The 17,285-nt window shown below is 76.1% G+C and carries 16 protein-coding genes; all 16 read right to left on the minus strand.

Going from position 1 to position 17,285, the window contains the following annotated elements; translation table 11 throughout:
- Positions 1–53: 53 nt before the first annotated feature.
- Positions 54–389, minus strand: coding sequence for a histone-like nucleoid-structuring protein Lsr2 (locus GYH36_RS09695; protein ID WP_024841931.1), 336 nt, complete (start codon positions 387–389; stop codon positions 54–56).
- Between the two features lie 178 nt (positions 390–567).
- Positions 568–747 (minus strand): hypothetical protein, encoded by a 180-nt coding sequence (locus GYH36_RS09700; RefSeq protein ID WP_024841932.1) that lies wholly within the window; start codon positions 745–747, stop codon positions 568–570.
- A gap of 26 nt (positions 748–773) precedes the next feature.
- Positions 774–2,237, minus strand: a complete 1,464-nt coding sequence (gene lysS, locus GYH36_RS09705; protein ID WP_162289758.1) for a lysine--tRNA ligase — start codon at positions 2,235–2,237, stop codon at positions 774–776.
- Between the two features lie 131 nt (positions 2,238–2,368).
- The gene (nadC, locus tag GYH36_RS09710; protein ID WP_115943194.1) at positions 2,369–3,346 is read right to left on the minus strand and encodes a carboxylating nicotinate-nucleotide diphosphorylase; all 978 of its coding nucleotides are present in this window, start codon (positions 3,344–3,346) and stop codon (positions 2,369–2,371) included.
- A gap of 58 nt (positions 3,347–3,404) precedes the next feature.
- On the minus strand, positions 3,405–3,845 hold the full coding sequence (locus GYH36_RS09715) for a hypothetical protein (protein ID WP_143314355.1): 441 nt from the start codon (positions 3,843–3,845) through the stop codon (positions 3,405–3,407).
- An 85-nt stretch (positions 3,846–3,930) separates the two neighbouring features.
- Positions 3,931–5,631 carry an L-aspartate oxidase gene (locus GYH36_RS09720; RefSeq protein WP_162289745.1) on the minus strand — a complete coding sequence of 567 codons (1,701 nt, stop codon included), beginning with the start codon at positions 5,629–5,631 and terminating at the stop codon, positions 3,931–3,933.
- Complete coding sequence (gene panD, locus GYH36_RS09725) at positions 5,628–6,068, minus strand: aspartate 1-decarboxylase (protein WP_034605323.1); 441 nt, start codon at positions 6,066–6,068, stop codon at positions 5,628–5,630. The genes GYH36_RS09720 and panD overlap by 4 nt, the downstream gene beginning before the upstream one ends.
- 53 nt (positions 6,069–6,121) lie before the next feature.
- Entirely contained in the window at positions 6,122–7,147 is a 1,026-nt protein-coding gene (gene panC / locus GYH36_RS09730; protein ID WP_162289746.1) for a pantoate--beta-alanine ligase, read from the minus strand.
- Entirely contained in the window at positions 7,144–8,175 is a 1,032-nt protein-coding gene (locus tag GYH36_RS09735; protein WP_162289747.1) for a Rossmann-like and DUF2520 domain-containing protein, read from the minus strand. The genes panC and GYH36_RS09735 overlap by 4 nt, the downstream gene beginning before the upstream one ends.
- Positions 8,172–9,710 carry a PH domain-containing protein gene (locus GYH36_RS09740; RefSeq protein WP_162289748.1) on the minus strand — a complete coding sequence of 513 codons (1,539 nt, stop codon included), beginning with the start codon at positions 9,708–9,710 and terminating at the stop codon, positions 8,172–8,174. The genes GYH36_RS09735 and GYH36_RS09740 overlap by 4 nt, the downstream gene beginning before the upstream one ends.
- Complete coding sequence (locus tag GYH36_RS09745; protein WP_115943199.1) at positions 9,707–10,225, minus strand: PH domain-containing protein; 519 nt, start codon at positions 10,223–10,225, stop codon at positions 9,707–9,709. Before GYH36_RS09745 ends, GYH36_RS09740 begins: the two co-directional genes overlap by 4 nt.
- 69 nt (positions 10,226–10,294) lie before the next feature.
- Positions 10,295–10,801, minus strand: coding sequence for a DUF3180 domain-containing protein (locus GYH36_RS09750; protein ID WP_024841942.1), 507 nt, complete (start codon positions 10,799–10,801; stop codon positions 10,295–10,297).
- Entirely contained in the window at positions 10,801–13,443 is a 2,643-nt protein-coding gene (gene folK, locus GYH36_RS19295; protein WP_312028582.1) for a 2-amino-4-hydroxy-6-hydroxymethyldihydropteridine diphosphokinase, read from the minus strand. Before folK ends, GYH36_RS09750 begins: the two co-directional genes overlap by 1 nt.
- 123 nt (positions 13,444–13,566) lie before the next feature.
- Complete coding sequence (folP, locus tag GYH36_RS09765; protein ID WP_081772491.1) at positions 13,567–14,439, minus strand: dihydropteroate synthase; 873 nt, start codon at positions 14,437–14,439, stop codon at positions 13,567–13,569.
- Between the two features lie 64 nt (positions 14,440–14,503).
- Positions 14,504–15,163 carry a GTP cyclohydrolase I FolE gene (folE, locus tag GYH36_RS09770; RefSeq protein WP_024841945.1) on the minus strand — a complete coding sequence of 220 codons (660 nt, stop codon included), beginning with the start codon at positions 15,161–15,163 and terminating at the stop codon, positions 14,504–14,506.
- The gene (ftsH, locus tag GYH36_RS09775; RefSeq protein ID WP_024841946.1) at positions 15,163–17,265 is read right to left on the minus strand and encodes an ATP-dependent zinc metalloprotease FtsH; all 2,103 of its coding nucleotides are present in this window, start codon (positions 17,263–17,265) and stop codon (positions 15,163–15,165) included. Before ftsH ends, folE begins: the two co-directional genes overlap by 1 nt.
- Between the last annotated feature and the right edge of the window lie 20 nt (positions 17,266–17,285).

Below are 17,285 nucleotides of genomic sequence, written 5' to 3' on the forward strand. Positions count from 1 at the left end.
CCGACGGTGCTCGTCGACCGGGCGCCCCCGGCGTGCGCGGTGTGCGGGACGCGTCAGTGCGCGGCGTCGTACGCCGCCTGGATCTCCTGCGAGATGCGGCCCCGGTCGTTGACCGTGTAGCCGTTCGCGCGCGCCCACTCGCGGACCTCCGTCGCGCGCGCCGAGCCGGCCGAGCGGCCGCTGCGCCGGGCGGGGCGCGTCGTGCTCGTGCGGGAGGAGACCTTGCGAGCGTTGCCGACCCAGGACGCGAACGCGTCGCGCAGCTCCTGCGCATTCTTGGTGCTCAGGTCGATCTCGTACGAGACCCCGTCGAGGGCGAACGTGACGGTCTCGTCGGCCGCCCCACCGTCGAGGTCGTCGACGAGAATTACCTGGACTTTCTGGGCCACTGTGGTTACCTCACGTCTCACGGGAAGAATTGTCCTCGCCAGGATGCCATCGTGACGACGCGAGCGTCAATTGGACACGCTGTTCCGCGGGCGTCGCTCTTCCGTGATCCGCTGTGCATTCTTGGACGCCGGTACATTTGTTCCGTCGATTTCCGGCCCGGAAATGCCCGGCCGACGATCAGGGCTCGCGGACGGGGGCGGCCTGGGCCGCCGCGGCCCGCGCCTCCTCCTCGTCCAGCCGCGCGAGCGCGGCGCGCTCGTTGCGGTCGGCGCGCACGATCGCGCGCATCGCGACGTAGAAGAGCACGCCGACGCCGATCGAGGGGATCAGCGCCGCGACGGTGGGCCAGATGTCCATGCTGTCGATCCTAGGTCTGCCGCGCGCTACTGCTGCGCGGGCTTCACGAGCGGGAAGAGGATGGTCTCGCGGATGCCGAGGCCGGTGAGCGCCATGAGGAGGCGGTCGATGCCGAGGCCCATGCCGCCCGACGGCGGCATGGCGTACTCCATCGCGGTGAGGAAGTCCTCGTCGATGCGCATGGCCTCCTCGTCGCCCGCCGCCGCGAGCAGGGCCTGCGCCTCGAAGCGCTGGCGCTGCACGACGGGGTCGACGAGCTCGGAGTACGCCGTCGCGAGCTCGACGCCGCGCACGTAGAGGTCCCACTTCTCGACCTGGCCGCGCACCGTGCGGTGGTCGCGCGTGAGCGGGGAGGTCTCGACGGGGAAGTCGCGCACGAACGTCGGGGCGACGAGGTGGTCGCCCACGAGGTGCTCCCACAGGCCCTCGACGAGCTTGCCGTGGTTGACGTTCTTCGGGTCGAACGAGATCTCGACCTTCTCCGCGAAGGTCAGCAGCGTCTCGACCGACGTCTCCGGCGTGACGGCCTCGCCCAGCGCGTCCGACAGCGAGTCGTACATCTTCAGCTGCGTCCATTCACCGCCGAGGTCGTACTCCGTCCCGTCGGCGAGCGTGACGAGGGTCGTGCCGAGCGCGTCCTGCGCCGCGCGCTGCACGAGATCCTGGGTGAGCACCGCCATGGTGTCGTAGTCGCCGTACGCCTCGTACGCCTCGAGCATCGCGAATTCCGGCGAGTGCGTGGAGTCCACGCCCTCGTTGCGGAAGTTGCGGTTGATCTCGAACACCTTCTCGACGCCGCCGACCGCCGCGCGCTTGAGGAACAGCTCGGGCGCGATACGCAGGAACAGGTCGATGTCGAATGCATTCATGTGCGTCTCGAACTGGCGCGCGGCGGCGCCTTCCGGACGCGTCTGCAGCATCGGCGTCTCGACCTCGACGAATCCGCGCTCCCAGAAGTTCTCGCGGATCGAGCGCACGACGGCGGCGCGCAGGCGCACGGTGTCCCGGGCGGCCGGGCGCGCGATGAGGTCCACGTAGCGCTGGCGCACGCGCGCCTCCTCCGACAGCTCCTTGTGGAGCACGGGGAGCGGGCGCAGCGCCTTCGCGGCGATCTGCCACGCGTCGGCGAACACGCTCAGCTCGCCGCGGCGCGAGCTGATGACGCGGCCGTGCGCGAACAGGTGGTCGCCGAGGTCGACGTCGGCCTTGAACGCCGCGAGCGACTCCTCGCCGACGACCGCCTGGCTCAGCATGACCTGGAGGCGGTTCCCGGCGCCGTCCTGCAGCGTGGCGAAGCAGAGCTTGCCGGTGTTGCGCAGGAACACGACGCGGCCCGCGACGCCGACCTCGTCCTGCGTCTCCTCGCCGGTCTCCAGGTGCGCGTAGGCGGCCCGCACCTCGGCGATCGTGTGCGTGCGGGGCACGGAGACGGGGTACGCGTCCTCGCCGCGCGCGAGGATCCGCTCGCGCTTCTCGCGGCGGACCTGCATCTGCTCGGGCACGTCGTCGACGTGCTCCTCGGGATCGGGCACGGCAGGAGAGGGGGTTCCGGCGGGGGAGGTCACCCGAGGATTCTACCGGCGCCGCGCACGGGCTCCCGGGCCCGGCGGCTCGGGCTCCCCTAGCGCGACGGCGGCGCGGGGAGCAGGTCGAGCGCGAGGTCGAGGATCGGGGCCGAGTGGGTCAGGGCGCCGACGGAGAGGTAGTCGACGCCCGTGCCCGCGACCTCGCGCGCCCGGTCGAGCGTGAGGTTGCCCGTCGCCTCGAGCTCGACCTTCGCGGGCACGCCGTCCGTGCCCTCGAGCGCCCGGACGGCCGCGACCGTCTCGGCCAGCACCGGCGTGGGCATGTTGTCCAGGAGGAGGAAGTCCGCGCCCGCGGACACGGCCTCGAGCGCCTGCGCGGTCGTGTCCGCCTCGACCTGCACGAGCACGTCGGGGAACGTGCGGCGGATCGCGTCGATCGCGGCGCTCACCGAGCCGGCGGCCACCACGTGGTTGTCCTTGACCATCGCGACGTCGTACAGGCCCATGCGCTTGTTCGTCCCACCCCCGGCACGCACGGCGTACTTCTCGAGCGCGCGCAGACCGGGCGTCGTCTTGCGCGTGTCGAGGACCTGGGCCCCGGTGCCGGCGAGCTCGCGCGCCCAGGCACGCGTCGCCGTCGCGACGCCCGACGCGCGGCTCGCGAGGTTGAGCAGCGTGCGCTCGGCGGTCAGGAGCACCTGGACGGGGCCCGTGAGCGCGGCGAGGACGCGGCCCCGGCCCACGGCCTCGCCGTCGGACGCGACGAACGTGACCTCGACGCGCGGGAGCCCGAACCGCTCGGCGACCTGGCGCGTCACCTCCTCGACGACCACGAGGCCCGCGACGACCCCGTCCGCGCGCGCGACGAGGTGCGCGGTGCCGGTGGCCGACGACGGCACGGTCGCCTGCGTCGTCACGTCGCGACCGGGTGCGGCGCCGAGGTCCTCGTCGAGCGCCCGCGCGACGGTCTCGGTGACCCATGCCGGGTCGAGGCCCGGCTCGACGCGCGTCGGGACGCGCGGCGCCGGGGCGTCGGACGAGGGCTCGGGACGGGGCTGGGCAGGGGTGCTCACGGTGCCCCACCGTATCCGCTCGCGGCGTCGCCGACGGCGCCGCGGTCGCCGTGGGTGGTCAGCCCGCGAGCCGCGGGACGAGCGTCAGCGCGAGCGCGGCGACCCCGAACAGCGACGGCGGCCCCGCCCACCACGCGATGCGCCGCTGCTGGCGCGGGTCCGCGCCCGCCGCCCTCAGCTCGCCGCGCCACCGCGTGTACAGGCCGGGGGTCAGCGGCGCGGTCGCGACGGCGAGCGGCGCGTACGCGAGGAGCGCGGGCACGAGGACGACCAGGGCCCACGCCGGGCTCCCCACGGCCCTGCCCACGGCGCCCCCGAGCGCGACGAGCAGTCCGTAGCCCGCGAGCGCCGCGAGCGACACGGCGAACGACCACGGCCCGGCCCACGCGCCGCGGCGGCCGGCCCGCGCGACCCACCACCGGGCGAGGCGGCGTTCCGCGTCCACGACGACGTCGAGGAGCACGACCCACCCGACGAGCGCGAGGCCCGTGACCAGCACGGCCCACCCTCCGGTCACGGCGGACCCGCTCCCGGCCCGGTCTGTCCCGCGGTCGCCGTGCGGGCCGCGGGGAGCGTCGCGCGCGTCACCGGACGCGCAGCGTCCCGTCGGCGTCGAGCGACACGACGACGCGGCGCTCCCACGCCGGGTCGGTGTCCGGGTGGTCGGTGCGGAAGTGCCCGCCGCGGCTCTCGGTGCGCAGGGCGGCGGCCGCGGTGAGCGCGGTCGCGACCTGGTGCACGTTCGTCGTCTCCCACTCCGCGGCCTGCGGCTGCGCGACGACGTCGCTCGCCTCGTGCGCGTCGGTGCGGACCGCGGCGAGGCGTGCCGCGGCCGCGGCGAGGCCGTCGCCGTCGCGGATCACGCCCGGACCGGCCGAGGCGATCGACTGGATCCGCGAGCGCGCCGCCGCCGCCACGAGCGCGGACGGCCCGGGACGGTCGACCGGCTCGACCTGCTCCAGCTCGCCCGCGGCCACGCGCTCGGTGACCTGCCGCGCGGCGCGGTGCGCGAACACGAGCCCCTCGAGCAGGGAGTTGGACGCAAGCCGGTTCGCGCCGTGCACGCCCGTGCACGCGACCTCCCCGATCGCGTAGAGGCCGTCGAGCGTCGACCGGCCGTGCAGGTCCGTCACGACGCCGCCCGAGTGGTAGTGCTGCGCGGGCGCCACGGGGACCGGCTCCTCGGTCCAGTCGAGCCCGTTTTCCGCGAGCCGCTCGGTGATCGTCGGGAAGCGCGAGCGCAGGAAGTCCGCGCCGAGGTGGCGCGCGTCGAGCAGCACGTGGTCCGAGCCGGTCGCGGCCATCTGCCGCACGATCGCGTGCGCCACGACGTCGCGCGGCGCGAGCTCGGCCATGGGGTGCTGCGCGGGCATGAACCGGTGGCCGTCGGTGTCGAGCAGGATCGCGCCCTCGCCGCGCACGGCCTCGGAGATGAGCGGGAGCTGGCCCTTGGCGCCGAGCCCGAGCCACAGGACCGTCGGGTGGAACTGGACGAACTCGAGGTCGCCGAGCGTCGCGCCCGCACGCAGGGCCGCCGCGATCCCGTCGCCCGTCGCCTGCGGCGGGTTGGTCGAGGAGCGGAACACCTGGCCCACTCCCCCGGTGGCGAGCACGACGGCGCGCGCGAGGACCGCGCCGACGCCGTCGCGCGTGCCCTCGCCGCGCACGTGGAGCGTGACGCCGCACGCACGCGTGACCGGGCCGTCCGGCGTGCCGGTGGAGGACGTGCCGGTGAGCACGTCGAGCACGAGCGCGTTCTCGATGACCTCGATGCCCGGGTCGCTGCGCACGGCGTCGAGCTGCGCGACGAGCGCGCGCGAGATCTCGGCGCCCGTCGCGTCGCCGCCCGCGTGCGCGATGCGGTCCGCGTGGTGGCCGCCCTCGCGCGTGAGCGCGATGTCGCCGTTGGCCGCGAGGTCGAAGTTCGCGCCGCGCGCGACGAGCTCGCGCACCCGCGCCGGGCCCTCGGTGACGAGCACCTCGACCGCCGCGGGGTCGCACACGCCGACGCCCGCGACGAGCGTGTCCGCGAGGTGCGCCTCGGGCGAGTCCTCGGGGTCGAGCGCCGCCGCGATGCCGCCCTGCGCCCAGACCGTCGACCCGGACGACAGCTCGCCCTTCGTCACGAGCAGGACGTGCGGCACGCGCGTGCGCAGCTCGAGCGCCGCGGTGAGGCCGGCGATGCCGGACCCGACGACGACGGCGTCCACCGTCGTCGTCCAGCCCGGCGCCGGGGCGGCGAGGGTCCGGGCGAGCACGGGCGCCGCGGCGCCGGGCGTGCTCACGCGGGGCGCACCACGTCCGCGCCCTCGCGGAACGGCGCGAAGGGCAGGCCGCTCGCCTCGAGGCCGTGGCCCGCGGGCACGAGTCCCGGCTCGTCCGAGAGCTCGACGATCCGGTTGTGCTCGTCCACGAACACGACGTGCGGCAGGTAGGTCCGCGCGTCCGCGTCGTCGAGCATGCCGTAGGCGATGAGGATGACGACGTCGCCCGGCTGCACGAGGTGCGCCGCGGCGCCGTTGATGCAGACCTGGCCCGCGCCGCGCTCCCCCGGGATGACGTACGTCGTCAGGCGCGCGCCGTTGGTGACGTCCACGACGTCGACCTGCTGACCCGGGTAGAGGTCCGCGGCGTCGAGCAGGTCGGCGTCCACGGTGATCGAGCCGACGTAGTGCAGGTCGGCCTGGGTCACCGTCGCCCGGTGGATCTTGCCGATCATCATGGGGCGCTGCAGGGACGCCGGGCGGCGCTGCGGGCTCGGCGGGGTCGGCGCGGTCACGCGGTACCTCCAGGTGCGGGGGAACGGCCGGCGGGGTCGTCGGCCCGGGTCGCGGGCGCGATCTCGACGGTCGCGTTGTCGATGAGTCGGGTGGTGCCCACGCGTGCCGCGACCAGGAGGAGCCCGGGCCCGACGGCGCCGGGCGCCAGGTCCTCCACGGTAGCGGGATCGACGAGCGCCACGTAATCCACCTCAACACCGTCGGCGGCGTCGAGGATTCCCCGCACGGCGGCGAGCACGGCGGGCACGTCCGCACCCGACGCGGCGGCGTCGGCCCCCGCGCGCAGCGCCCGGCTGAGCGCGAGCGCCTCGTCGCGCTCGGCGGACGAGAGGTAGGCGTTGCGCGACGAGCGCGCCAGCCCGTCCGCCTCGCGCACCGTGGGCACCGCGACGATCTCCACGTCGAGGTCGAGGTCGGCGACCATGCGGCGCACCGCGAGGAGCTGCTGGGCGTCCTTGGCGCCGAACACCGCCGCGTCGGGCCGCACGAGGTGGAGCAGCTTGAGCACGACGGTGAGCACGCCGTCGAAGTGGCCCGGGCGCGACGCGCCCTCGAGCACCGTGCCGAACCGCCCCGACGTGACGCGCACGACCGGGCCAGCGCCTCCTGCCGACACGGCGAGGTCCGGGTACATCTCGTCCGCGGCCGGGGCGAACACGACGTCGACCGCCGCGTCCGGGCCAGCGGCGGCGAGCAGCGCGACGTCCGCCGCGACGTCGCGCGGGTAGCGCTCGTAGTCCTCGCCGGGCCCGAACTGGAGCGGGTTGACGAAGTCGGTGACGACGACCTGGCCGCCCGGCCCGGCCTCGGCCCGGGCGCGGCGCACGAGCTCGAGGTGGCCGGCGTGCAGGGCGCCCATCGTCATGACGACGACGCGCCGCGCGCGCGGGTGGTCCGCGCGCCACGCGTCGAGGGTCGTGCGCAGGTCGGCGCGCGTCGTGACGACGCGCGGGGTGCGGTCCGTCGCGCCGGACGGCGCGGCCGGGGCGCCCGGGACGTCCGGGCGGGGCGAGGTGGTCATGCTGTTCCTTCGTCGTCGTGCGGGTCCTGGTCGCCGTCGGGCCGGGGCCCGCGGGGCGGGCCGTGCGGGCCGTCCGGGGAGGCGTCGTCGAGCGCGTCGAGGACCGCGCGCGCCGCGCCCTCGTCGAGCCGGCCGCTCGCGCGCGCCCGGGCCGCGGCGGCCCGGCCGAGCGCCCGGTAGGTGGGCGGCACGTCGGCCGCGTCGCTCGTCGCCGCGAGCGCGTCGAGGGCGCGCAGGTGCTCGCGCACCGTCCCGACGTCGCCGCGGACCACCGGGCCGGTGAGCCCGAGGACGGCGCCGGTCCCGGCGCCCGCGCCCGACTCGGCGCCCGCGTCCGCGCCTCGCGTCGCGCCGTCGAGCGCCGCCGCGAGCAGCGGGGCGAGCGCGCGGCCCGGCTGGTCGACGCCCGCCGCCTCGAGCGCCTGCGCCGCCTGCGCGACGAGCACCACGAGGTGGTTCGCACCGTGCGCGAGGGCCGCGTGGTACAGGCCGCGGGACTCCTCGGCCACGACGACCGGCTCACCACCGAGCTCGACGACGAGCGCCTGACCGATCGGGAGGACGGGCGCGGGCGCCGTGACGGCGAACGTCGTGCCCTCGAGCCGCGCGAGGTCGAGCGACGTGCCGGTGAAGGTCATCGCCGGGTGGAGCGCGATCGGGATCGCGCCCGCGCCGCGGGCCGGGTCGAGCACGCCCGCGCCGTGGCGGCCGGACGTGTGCACGACGATCTGCCCGGGCTGCCACGCCCCCACGTCGGCGAGACCGCGCACGAGGTCCGGCAGGGCGTCGTCGGGCACCGCGAGCAGCACGAGCTCGGCGCGCTCCACGACCTGCGGCACCTCGAGCACCGGCACGCCCGGCAGGAGCGTCGCGATGCGCTCGCGCGACGCGTCGGAGACGCCGCTCGCGCCCACGACCGCGTGCCCCGTGGCGCGCAGCGCGCTCCCGAGGACAGCGCCGACGCGCCCGGCGCCCACGACGCCGACCCCGAGCCGGCCCGGACGACGCCCGGCGTCCGGGGCGCTCACGCCCGCTCCCCGAGCGGCACGTCGTCGCGACGCATCCACAGCTCGGGGCCCGCGTGGGCGCGGGCCTCGCGGGCGCGCGCCGCCTGCGTGTCCAGGAGCCGGGCGGCGTCCGCGGAGTCGAGGTGCGCGGCCTTGGGAGCGATCGGGCCGGGCGTCGAGTGCACGGCGAACGTCGCGACGTCGAACCGGCGCTGCAGGGGCCCCTGCTCCAGGCCGAGCGACTGCGTCCGCTCGTGCGGCACGACGACGAGGCTGCGGAACACGCGCCCGCCGCGCAGCACGAGCGCGCGGTCGGTCACGGTGAAGCCGTTGCGCCGCCACGAGAGCGGGTCCAGGAGCCGGGCACGGCGCGGCGAGACCACGAAGTGCTCGCCCGCGTCGAGGCCGGACAGGCCCTCGTCGAGCAGCGCGCGCGGGTCGGGCGTGCCGAGGTCCGGCAGCACGAGCCACAGGGCCGCGAGCGCCTCGTCGCGCGTGCCGACGGGCAGCAGCACGCTCTTGGTGTCCGTGCCGCCGTCCGTGCTCAGGCCGTAGCCCGCGACGTTGACGTCGACGCGCCACCAGTCCGGGCCGCGCCAGAACGGTCCCTGCCGCAGGCGCACCGCCTGGACGCGACCGGGCGGGATCGTCTGGGAGCGGGTCTCGAGCAGTCCGTGGCGCAGGCGGATGCCGTCCGGCGAGATCGCGGAGCGGAAGCCGAACTCGCCCGTGAACCGCGAGAAGAGGTAGCCGCCGAAGCCCAGGACCGCGGGCAGCGCGCTGAACAGCACGCCGATCTCGCGCGTGCCGACGACGACGCCCGCGATCGCGAGGACGCCGAGCACGAGGCCGACGGTCGCGCCCGACCGCAGGAGCGACGCGACGAGCCGGCCCGGCCCGACGGCGGTGACCGGCTGCTCCGGTGCCTCGGGCGCGAGCGGCGGGGGCGCGGACGTCGCCGCGGGGACCGCGCCGCCGGGCGCGGCGACCGGCGCATCCGCGACCCCCGGCGCTCCCGGGGCTCCCGGGGCTCCCGGGGCTCCCGCGGGACGCTCGCGCCCGACCCGCAGGCCCGCGGCGCGCGCGAGGAGATCGTTGCGCAGCCGGTTCGCCTCGGCCTCCTTGAGGAAGCCGAGCTTCACGCCGGAGTCCGCGCCCCCGGCCACCTCGAGCTTGAGCTCCGCGAGGCCGAAGAAGCGCGCGAGGAGCGGCTGCACGACGTCGACCGCCTGCAGCCGGTCGAGCCGGGCCCGGCGCTGCTGGCGGAACAGCACGCCGGTGCGCAGGTGGACGGACTCGTCGTCGACCGCGTAGCTCGTCATGCGCCACGCGAGCGCCGAGTAGCCGAGGCCGACGAGTCCCACGGCGAGGATGCCGAGCAGGATCATCCACCAGCGGTCCCCCTCGAGCAGGTTCTCGCCCTCGGGCAGCCCGTTGAGGGTCTGCTGGCCGACGACGACGAGCAGCACCGCGATGACCGTCCAGCCGCGCACGAGCGGCGTGACCGGGTGCACCCGGTGCCACACGAGGTCCTCGGTGGCCGGCGCGTCGTTCACAGGCCCGCCAGCCGGGCCTCGCCGCGCGAGGCGAGGCGGTCGCGCAGGCGCTCCGCCTCGGCGGGCTCGAGGCCGTCGATCGTCGCGTCGGTCGAGGCCGACGCGGTGTGCAGCTGGACCGTCGCGATCCGCAGCTTGCGCGCGAGGGGCCCGGCCTGCACGTCGACGTACTGCATGCGCCCGTAGGGCACCACGACGAGCGTGCGGAACATGATCCCCTGGCGGATGAGCAGGTCGTCGTCGCGCTCCGCGTAGCCGATCGCACGGACCTGGCGCGGCACGAGGACGGCCGCCCACAGGCCCAGGAGCGCGAGCAGCCCGAGCACCAGCCACTGCCACCAGTGCGGGAACAGCACGAGGAGCACGATCACGCCGACCGCGGGCACGGCGAGCGTGATGCCGGTCGACAGCAGCCGCGCCGTGACGAGCCGGGGCGAGACGTGCGTCCACTCGACGCCGGGCGGGTCGAAGGGGCCGGTCCCGCGCGGACCGGTCTCGGGTGCAGGGTCGGTCATGCGTCGATTCTCCCATCCCGTGCCGGTACGACCCGGGTCGGCCCGTGCCCGGCCGCGGCCCTCGGGCCGTCAGGCCGGTGTGCTGGCTCCCGGCGTCTCCGGGTCCTCGCGGGTCGTCGTGCCCTCGCCGCCCTCGTGGTCCTCGGGCGGGAGCTGGCAGAACCGCTCCGCGACGAGGCCCACGACCGCGAGCACGACCGCGCACACGACCGCGACGCCAGCGGCGACCGCGCGGTCGCGGAACGCGTCGATCGCAAGGTCGGGCAGGGTCACGAGGACCTGCGCGCCGTACCAGCCCGCGAGCAGCGCGCCGGTGAGCGCTGCCGCCTTGGCGAGCACGAACGTCCGGGCCGCGCGGATCGCGTCGAGCGACGGTCGCTTGCCCTGCTGGTAGGCGCGCACCGTCCACCCGGCCCAGAACACGCCCGCGGCGAGCGCGACGACGGTCACGTCGACGACCCACGGCACCGCGGGCAGGAGCGTGCCCCGGCTCTGGAGCAGGCGCACGACGAACCAGCCCACGACCGCCGTCGCGACGGCCACGAGCACGAGGGTGCGGACCGAGGTGCGCCGCATCAGCGCTGCGCGTCGTGCCCGCTGCCCGAGACCGGGCCGAACGGCGGCCACGGGTCGGTCACGGGGTGCAGGGCCTCGTCCGCGAGCGGGCCGGGCGCGGACGCCTGGGTCGGTGTCGACGTCGGCCCGTGGGCCGGCGCGGGCGGCGCGGTGACCGGCGCGAACGGCACCGACCGGATGATGCCGTCGTCCGCGGCCACCGGACCGGCGGGTCCCTGCTCGGGGGCGGCAGGCGGCGCCTCGACGGGGTGCACGGGCGCGAAGACCGGGAGCGCGGGCGCGCCCTGCTCCGACGACGCGGCGGCGTCACGCGGCGCGGGGTCGGGCGCGGGGTGCTCCGACGGGCGCGCGGACGGCCCGGGGAACGGCGGGACGGCGTCGTCGGGCGCGCCGGCCGGCGTCGCCGGAGGGGTCGGCTCCGCGGGCGGGGCCACACCCTCGGACACGGGCGCGAACACGGGGCGCGTCGGCGGCGCGTCGGGTGCGGCCGCCGCGCGGCCCGGGCCCTGCTCGCGCGGCAGGTCCGCCTGCGGCGGGGCGACCGGGAGCGCCGCGCCGGGTTGCTGGGGCATCCCGGGCTGCTGCGGCACTGCGGGCTGCTGCGGCACCGGAGGCTGCTCGGGGGTGGGCGCGTGCGGGAACACCTGCTGGGGCAGGGCCTGGTGCGGCACCTGCGGCGGGACCGGCGCCTGGGGAGCCGGGGCGCCCGGGGCGGGCCCACCCGGAGCAGCCTCCGGCGCCGGACCGCCGGGCGGGGTGCCGTAGGGCTCGCCGCCGGCGGGAGCCGGTGCGGCGGGCACGGGGGCCGGCGGCGCGGCGTCGGTGCTGCCCGTCGCGACCGGCGCACCGCCCGTGGGCTCGGGGGCCGGGTCGGTCAGCCAGTCGAGCGCGAGCCACCGGATGCCGCCCCGGTCGGGCGCCGTCGCGGCGAGCGCCGCGACGGGACCACCGCCGAGGCCCGGGAGCACGGCGTCCGGGTCGATCTGCGACCACGGCTCGAGCACGAACGCACGCTCGTGCGCACGCGGGTGCGGCAGCTCGAGGTCGTCCGCGACGGCCGTGAGCGTGCCGTAGACGACGAGGTCGACGTCGAGCGTGCGCGGACCCCAGCGCTCGTCGCGCACCCGGCCGTGCGCCTGCTCGACCGCCTGGCACGCGTGCAGCAGGGCGCGGGCCGACAGGCGCGTGCGCGCGAGGAGCACCGTGTTGAGGAAGTCGGGCTGCTCCGGCCCGCCGACGGCGGCCGTCCGCGCGAGCGGGGACACCTCGGTGATCTCCAGGCCGGAGATCCGGTCGAGGTCCGTGATCGCGTCGCGCAGCGTCTGCTGCGCGTCGCCGAGGTTCGCGCCGAGCGCGAGCACCACGTCGACGAACCCGGCGGGCACGTCGTCCATGCGGTCGTGCTCGACGGGCGCGACGGCGACCTCGTCGGGCACGGCGTCGCGACCGGCCGGCTCCGCGGGCGTCGGCTCCGGGCCCGCGGGCGCCTCCGGCGCGGGGGCGGGCGGCGGGGCCTGCTCGGAGCGGGACTCGGACACCTGCTCCGCGGGGGCGCCCGCGGGCGCCTCGGGCGCGACGGCGCCGTGACCTGCGGGCGCGAGCGGCGGCGCGGGGACGGGCGCGGCGGGACCGCCCGGCTCGACCGGTCCACCGGTCTCCGCGACGAGCGCGTCGTACGAGGCCGCGTCCGGGGGCCCCTCGCCCGGCGCAGGCGCGGCGTGGGCGGAGGCGGCGGTCTCGGGGTGGGCCTGCTCGGCGTAGGCCGGCTCAGGGTAGGCCGGCTCAGGGTAGGCCGGCTCCGCGCGGCCTGCCTCCTCCGGGTGGCCGGGCTCGCCGAGACCCGGCTCGCCGTGACCCGGCCCGGCGTCCACGGGCTCCGCGGAGGGGCCCGCACCGTGCGCGGTCGCGCCGGTCACGTCGGCCACGGCGGGCGCCTCGCGGGTCGCGTCGAGCGCGTCGTCGGGAGCGGGCTCGCCGGCGTCGGCCCAGGACGACTCGGCGTCGGCCCGAGAGGCATCGCCCACGGGCGCCTCGGACGCCGCCGACGCGGCCGGCGGGATGCTCGGCGGCATGACGTCCGGCGCGGGGGCCAGCTCGGCCCGGTCCTCGGGGAGCGGGACGTCGCCCACCCCGTGGATGAGCGCGGGCGCGACGGAGCCCACCGGGATCGGCGCGACGGGCTGCTGCCCGTCACGCTGCTCGCCGCGGCGGGTCAGCGGGGCGACGACCGGGACGACGACGCGGTCGCGACGGATGACGACCTCGACGTCCTCGAACGGGACGGTGATCGGAGCCTGCGGCTTGTGCACGGCGACGTCCACGGCGACGACCTCGTCGTGCGTGAGGATCGTCGCCGCGATGCGCTCGGCGACGGTCTCGACGAGGTCGGCCGGCGAGCCCGCCAGCACCGCGACGACGTCCTCCGCGACGCCGGCGTAGCTCACCGTCCGGTCGAGGTCGTCCCCGCTCGCGGCGGCGCGCGTGTCCAGGTGGAGCACGACGTCCGCCCGGAAGATCTGGCCCTGGGCCTTCTCGTGGTCGAGGACGCCGTGGTAGCCCGTGGCGCTCAGCCCCGTGAGGCGGATCCGGTCGAAGGGCCGTCCGTCCGCGTCGAGGACAGCTCCTGCGAACGCTGTGGTCACGTCGTGCTCCTGTCCGACCGGTCGGCGGTCGCCCACCGTTCGGGGGACGGACCGCGTCGCCGTGTCTCGTTGCGTGTGTCGTGCTGCGGGCCCGGCCACGACCGGGGCCCCTCGCCCATCCTGCTAGGTCGCGGGCCGCGCCGTCGAGTCGCTCCCGGCCCCCGGTCCGCCCGGGACGGCCCGCCCCGTCGCGCGCTCGTCGCGCGCACGACCCCACGCCGCCGCGACCCGCACCGCGTCCGCGGACGCGCGCACGGCGTGGACGCGCACGCACCACGCGCCGGAGGCGGCGGCGAGCGCGGTGACGGCCGCGGTCGCGTCGTCGCGCAGCAGCGGGGGCACGGGCTGCCCGTCGGAGCGCGCGAGGAGGTGCCCGAGGAACCGCTTGCGCGACGCCCCGACGAGCACGGGCAGCCCGAGCGCCTCGAGCTCGCCGAGGTGCGCGAGCAGGGGCCAGTTCGACGACCCGGACTTGGAGAACCCGAGGCCGGGGTCGAGCACGAGCTGCTCTCGCCGCACCCCCGCCGCGAGCAGCGCCTCGACGCGCGCGGCGAGCTCGTCGCGCACGTCCGTCACGACGTCGTCGTAGTCCTCGAGCGTGTCCATGACGTCCGCGTGGCCCCGCCAGTGCATGCACACGTACGCGACGCCGGTGCGGGCGACGACCTCGGCCATCGCCGGGTCGGCGAGGCCGCCGGAGACGTCGTTGACGATCCGGGCGCCGGCCTCGACGGCGCGCTCGGCGACGACGGCGCGCGTCGTGTCGACGCTGACGACCGCGCCCTCGGCCGCGAGCGCGGAGATCACGGGGAGCACGCGCGCGAGCTCGGCCTCGACCGGCACGCGGCCCGCGCCGGGGCGCGTCGACTCGCCGCCCACGTCGAGGACGTCCGCGCCCTCGCCCAGGAGCTCACGCCCGTGCGCGATCGCGGCGTCCGGCTCGTACCACTCGCCGCCGTCCGAGAACGAGTCGGGCGTGACGTTGACGACGCCCATGACGAGCGTGCGACCCACGTCCGCGAGCTCCTCGAGCCCGGCGACCACGAAGCGGTCCACGGGACTAGCGCCCCAGGATGAGGCTCATCGCCTCGGCGCGCGTCGCGCCGTCGCGCATCTGGCCGCGCACGGCCGACGTGACGGTCCGCGAACCCGGCTTGCGCACGCCGCGCATCGACATGCACAGGTGCTCGCACTCGACGACGACGATGGCCCCGCGCGGCTGCAGGTGCTCCACGAGCGCGTCCGCGACCTGGGACGTGAGGCGCTCCTGGACCTGCGGGCGCCGCGCGTACACCTCGACGAGGCGCGCGAGCTTGGACAGACCCGTGATGCGCCCGTCGACGTTGGGGATGTAGCCGATGTGCGCGACGCCGTGGAACGGCACCAGGTGGTGCTCGCACGTCGAGTACACCTCGATGTCCTTGACGAGCACCATCTCCTCGTGCCCGAGGTCGAACGTCGTCGTGAGGACGTCGGACGCCTCCTGGCGCAGGCCCGCGAAGATCTCGCGGTAGGCGCGCGCCACGCGGGCCGGGGTGTCGCGCAGGCCCTCGCGGTCCGGGTCCTCGCCCACGGCGATGAGCAGCTCGCGCACGGCGGCCTCGGCGCGGTCCTGGTCGTACGGCGGGACGTCCGCGGGCGCGCGCAGGTCCTCGGCCGCGCGGGCGCGCGTGATGGCGCCGGGTGCGGCCTCGGTCGGGGTGCCCGCGACGTCGCCCATCAGTCCTGCCCCGGCTCGCGGACGTCCGTGACGTCCGCCGTCGTGTCGCGGCCCAGCGCGCGGTCGAGCGGGGAGTCCGCGGGGACCTCGCCGATGCGCTCGGGCGGGAGCTCGTCGTTCGCGGCCGCCGCCTCGTCCTGCGGGATGACCGGGCTGCCGTTCTGCGCCGCCTTCTCCGCCTCGGTGAGCACAGGCCCGCGCTGCGACACCGCGCGCTGCTCGCTCGAGAGCCACACGTCGCGCGGTGCGCGCTTCTCGACGGGCGCGAACACGCGGGCGAGCTCGGCCTGGTTGAGCGTCTCCTTCTCGAGGAGCTCGAGCACGAGGGCGTCGAGGACGTCGCGGTACTGCGTGAGCACCTCCCACGCCTCGTCGTGCGCGGCCTCGACGAGCTTGCGGACCTCGTGGTCCACGGTCCCGGCGACGGACTCGGAGTAGTCGCGCTGGTGACCCATGTCGCGGCCGAGGAACGGCTCGCCGGAGCCGGTCCCGAGCTTGATCGCGCCGACGCGCTCGCTCATGCCGTACTCGGTGACCATCTTGCGCGCGATCGCCGTGGCCTTCTCGATGTCGTTCGACGCGCCCGTCGTCGGGTCGTGGAACACGAGCTCCTCGGCCACGCGACCGCCCATCGCGTAGGCGAGCTGGTCGAGCAGCTCGTTGCGCGTCGTCGAGTACTTGTCCTCGGTCGGCATGACCATCGTGTACCCGAGCGCCCGGCCGCGCGGCAGGATCGTCACCTTGGTGACGGGGTCCGTGTAGCGCATCGCCGCGGCGACGAGGGCGTGGCCGCCCTCGTGGTACGCGGTGATCTTCTGCTCCTTGACGTTCATGACGCGCGTGCGCTTCTGCGGGCCCGCGACGACGCGGTCGATCGCCTCGTCGAGCGCGCGGTCGTCGATGAGCTGGGCACCGCTGCGCGCGGTGAGGAGCGCGGCCTCGTTGAGCACGTTCGCGAGGTCCGCGCCGGTGAAGCCCGGCGTGCGGCGCGCGACGGCGGCGAGGTCGATCTCGGGGACGATCGGCTTGCCCTGGGCGTGCACGCGCAGGATCGCCTCGCGGCCCTTGAGGTCGGGGGCCTCGACGGCGACCTGGCGGTCGAACCGGCCCGGGCGCAGGAGCGCCGGGTCGAGGATGTCGGGGCGGTTCGTCGCCGCGATGAGGATGACGTTCGTCTTGACGTCGAACCCGTCCATCTCGACGAGGAGCTGGTTGAGCGTCTGCTCGCGCTCGTCGTGACCGCCGCCCATGCCGGCGCCGCGGTGGCGGCCGACGGCGTCGATCTCGTCGACGAAGATGATCGCCGGCGAGTTCTCCTTGGCCTGCGTGAACAGGTCGCGGACGCGGCTCGCGCCGACGCCGACGAACATCTCGACGAAGTCGGAGCCGGAGATCGAGTAGAACGGCACGCCCGCCTCGCCCGCGACGGCGCGCGCGAGCAGCGTCTTGCCCGTCCCGGGCGGGCCGTACAGGAGCACGCCCTTGGGGATCTTCGCGCCGACGGCCTGGAACTTGTCCGGCTCCGCCAGGAACTCCTTGATCTCGTGGAGCTCCTCGACGGCCTCGTCCGCGCCCGCGACGTCCGCGAAGGTCACCTGCGGGGTGTCCTTCGAGACGAGCTTGGCGCGCGACTTGCCGAAGCCCATGACGCGCGACCCGCCGCCCTGCATGCGCGAGAGCAGGAACCAGAACAGCACGCCGATGATGAGGAACGGGATGAGCAGCCCGAGCAGCGAGGACCAGAACGACGGCTGCGCGACCTCCGAGTTGTACCCGTCCTTCGGCTCCGCGGCGACGACGGCGTCGACGACCGCCTCGCCCTGCGGCTCGACGTAGTAGAACTCGACGTTCTTGCCCTTGTTCTCCTCCGAGTCCGTGCCCTCGTCCACGACGAAGTCCTCGGAGAGCGTGAGGCGCACGCGCTGGTCGCCGTCCACGATGAGGGCCTGCTCGACGGTGTCCCCCGACAGCAGCTCGAGGCCGGCGGACGTGTCGATGCGCTGGACCGTGGGGCGCGACAGGGTCGCGAACGCGATCCACAGGATCACGAGGCCCAGGACGATCCACACGATCGGCCCACTGAGAATCTTCTTGATGTTCATCGGCGACGGGGCGTGCGCCC

The sequence above is a fragment of the Cellulosimicrobium composti genome (assembly GCF_010287905.1).
Lineage (GTDB): Bacteria > Actinomycetota > Actinomycetes > Actinomycetales > Cellulomonadaceae > Cellulosimicrobium > Cellulosimicrobium composti.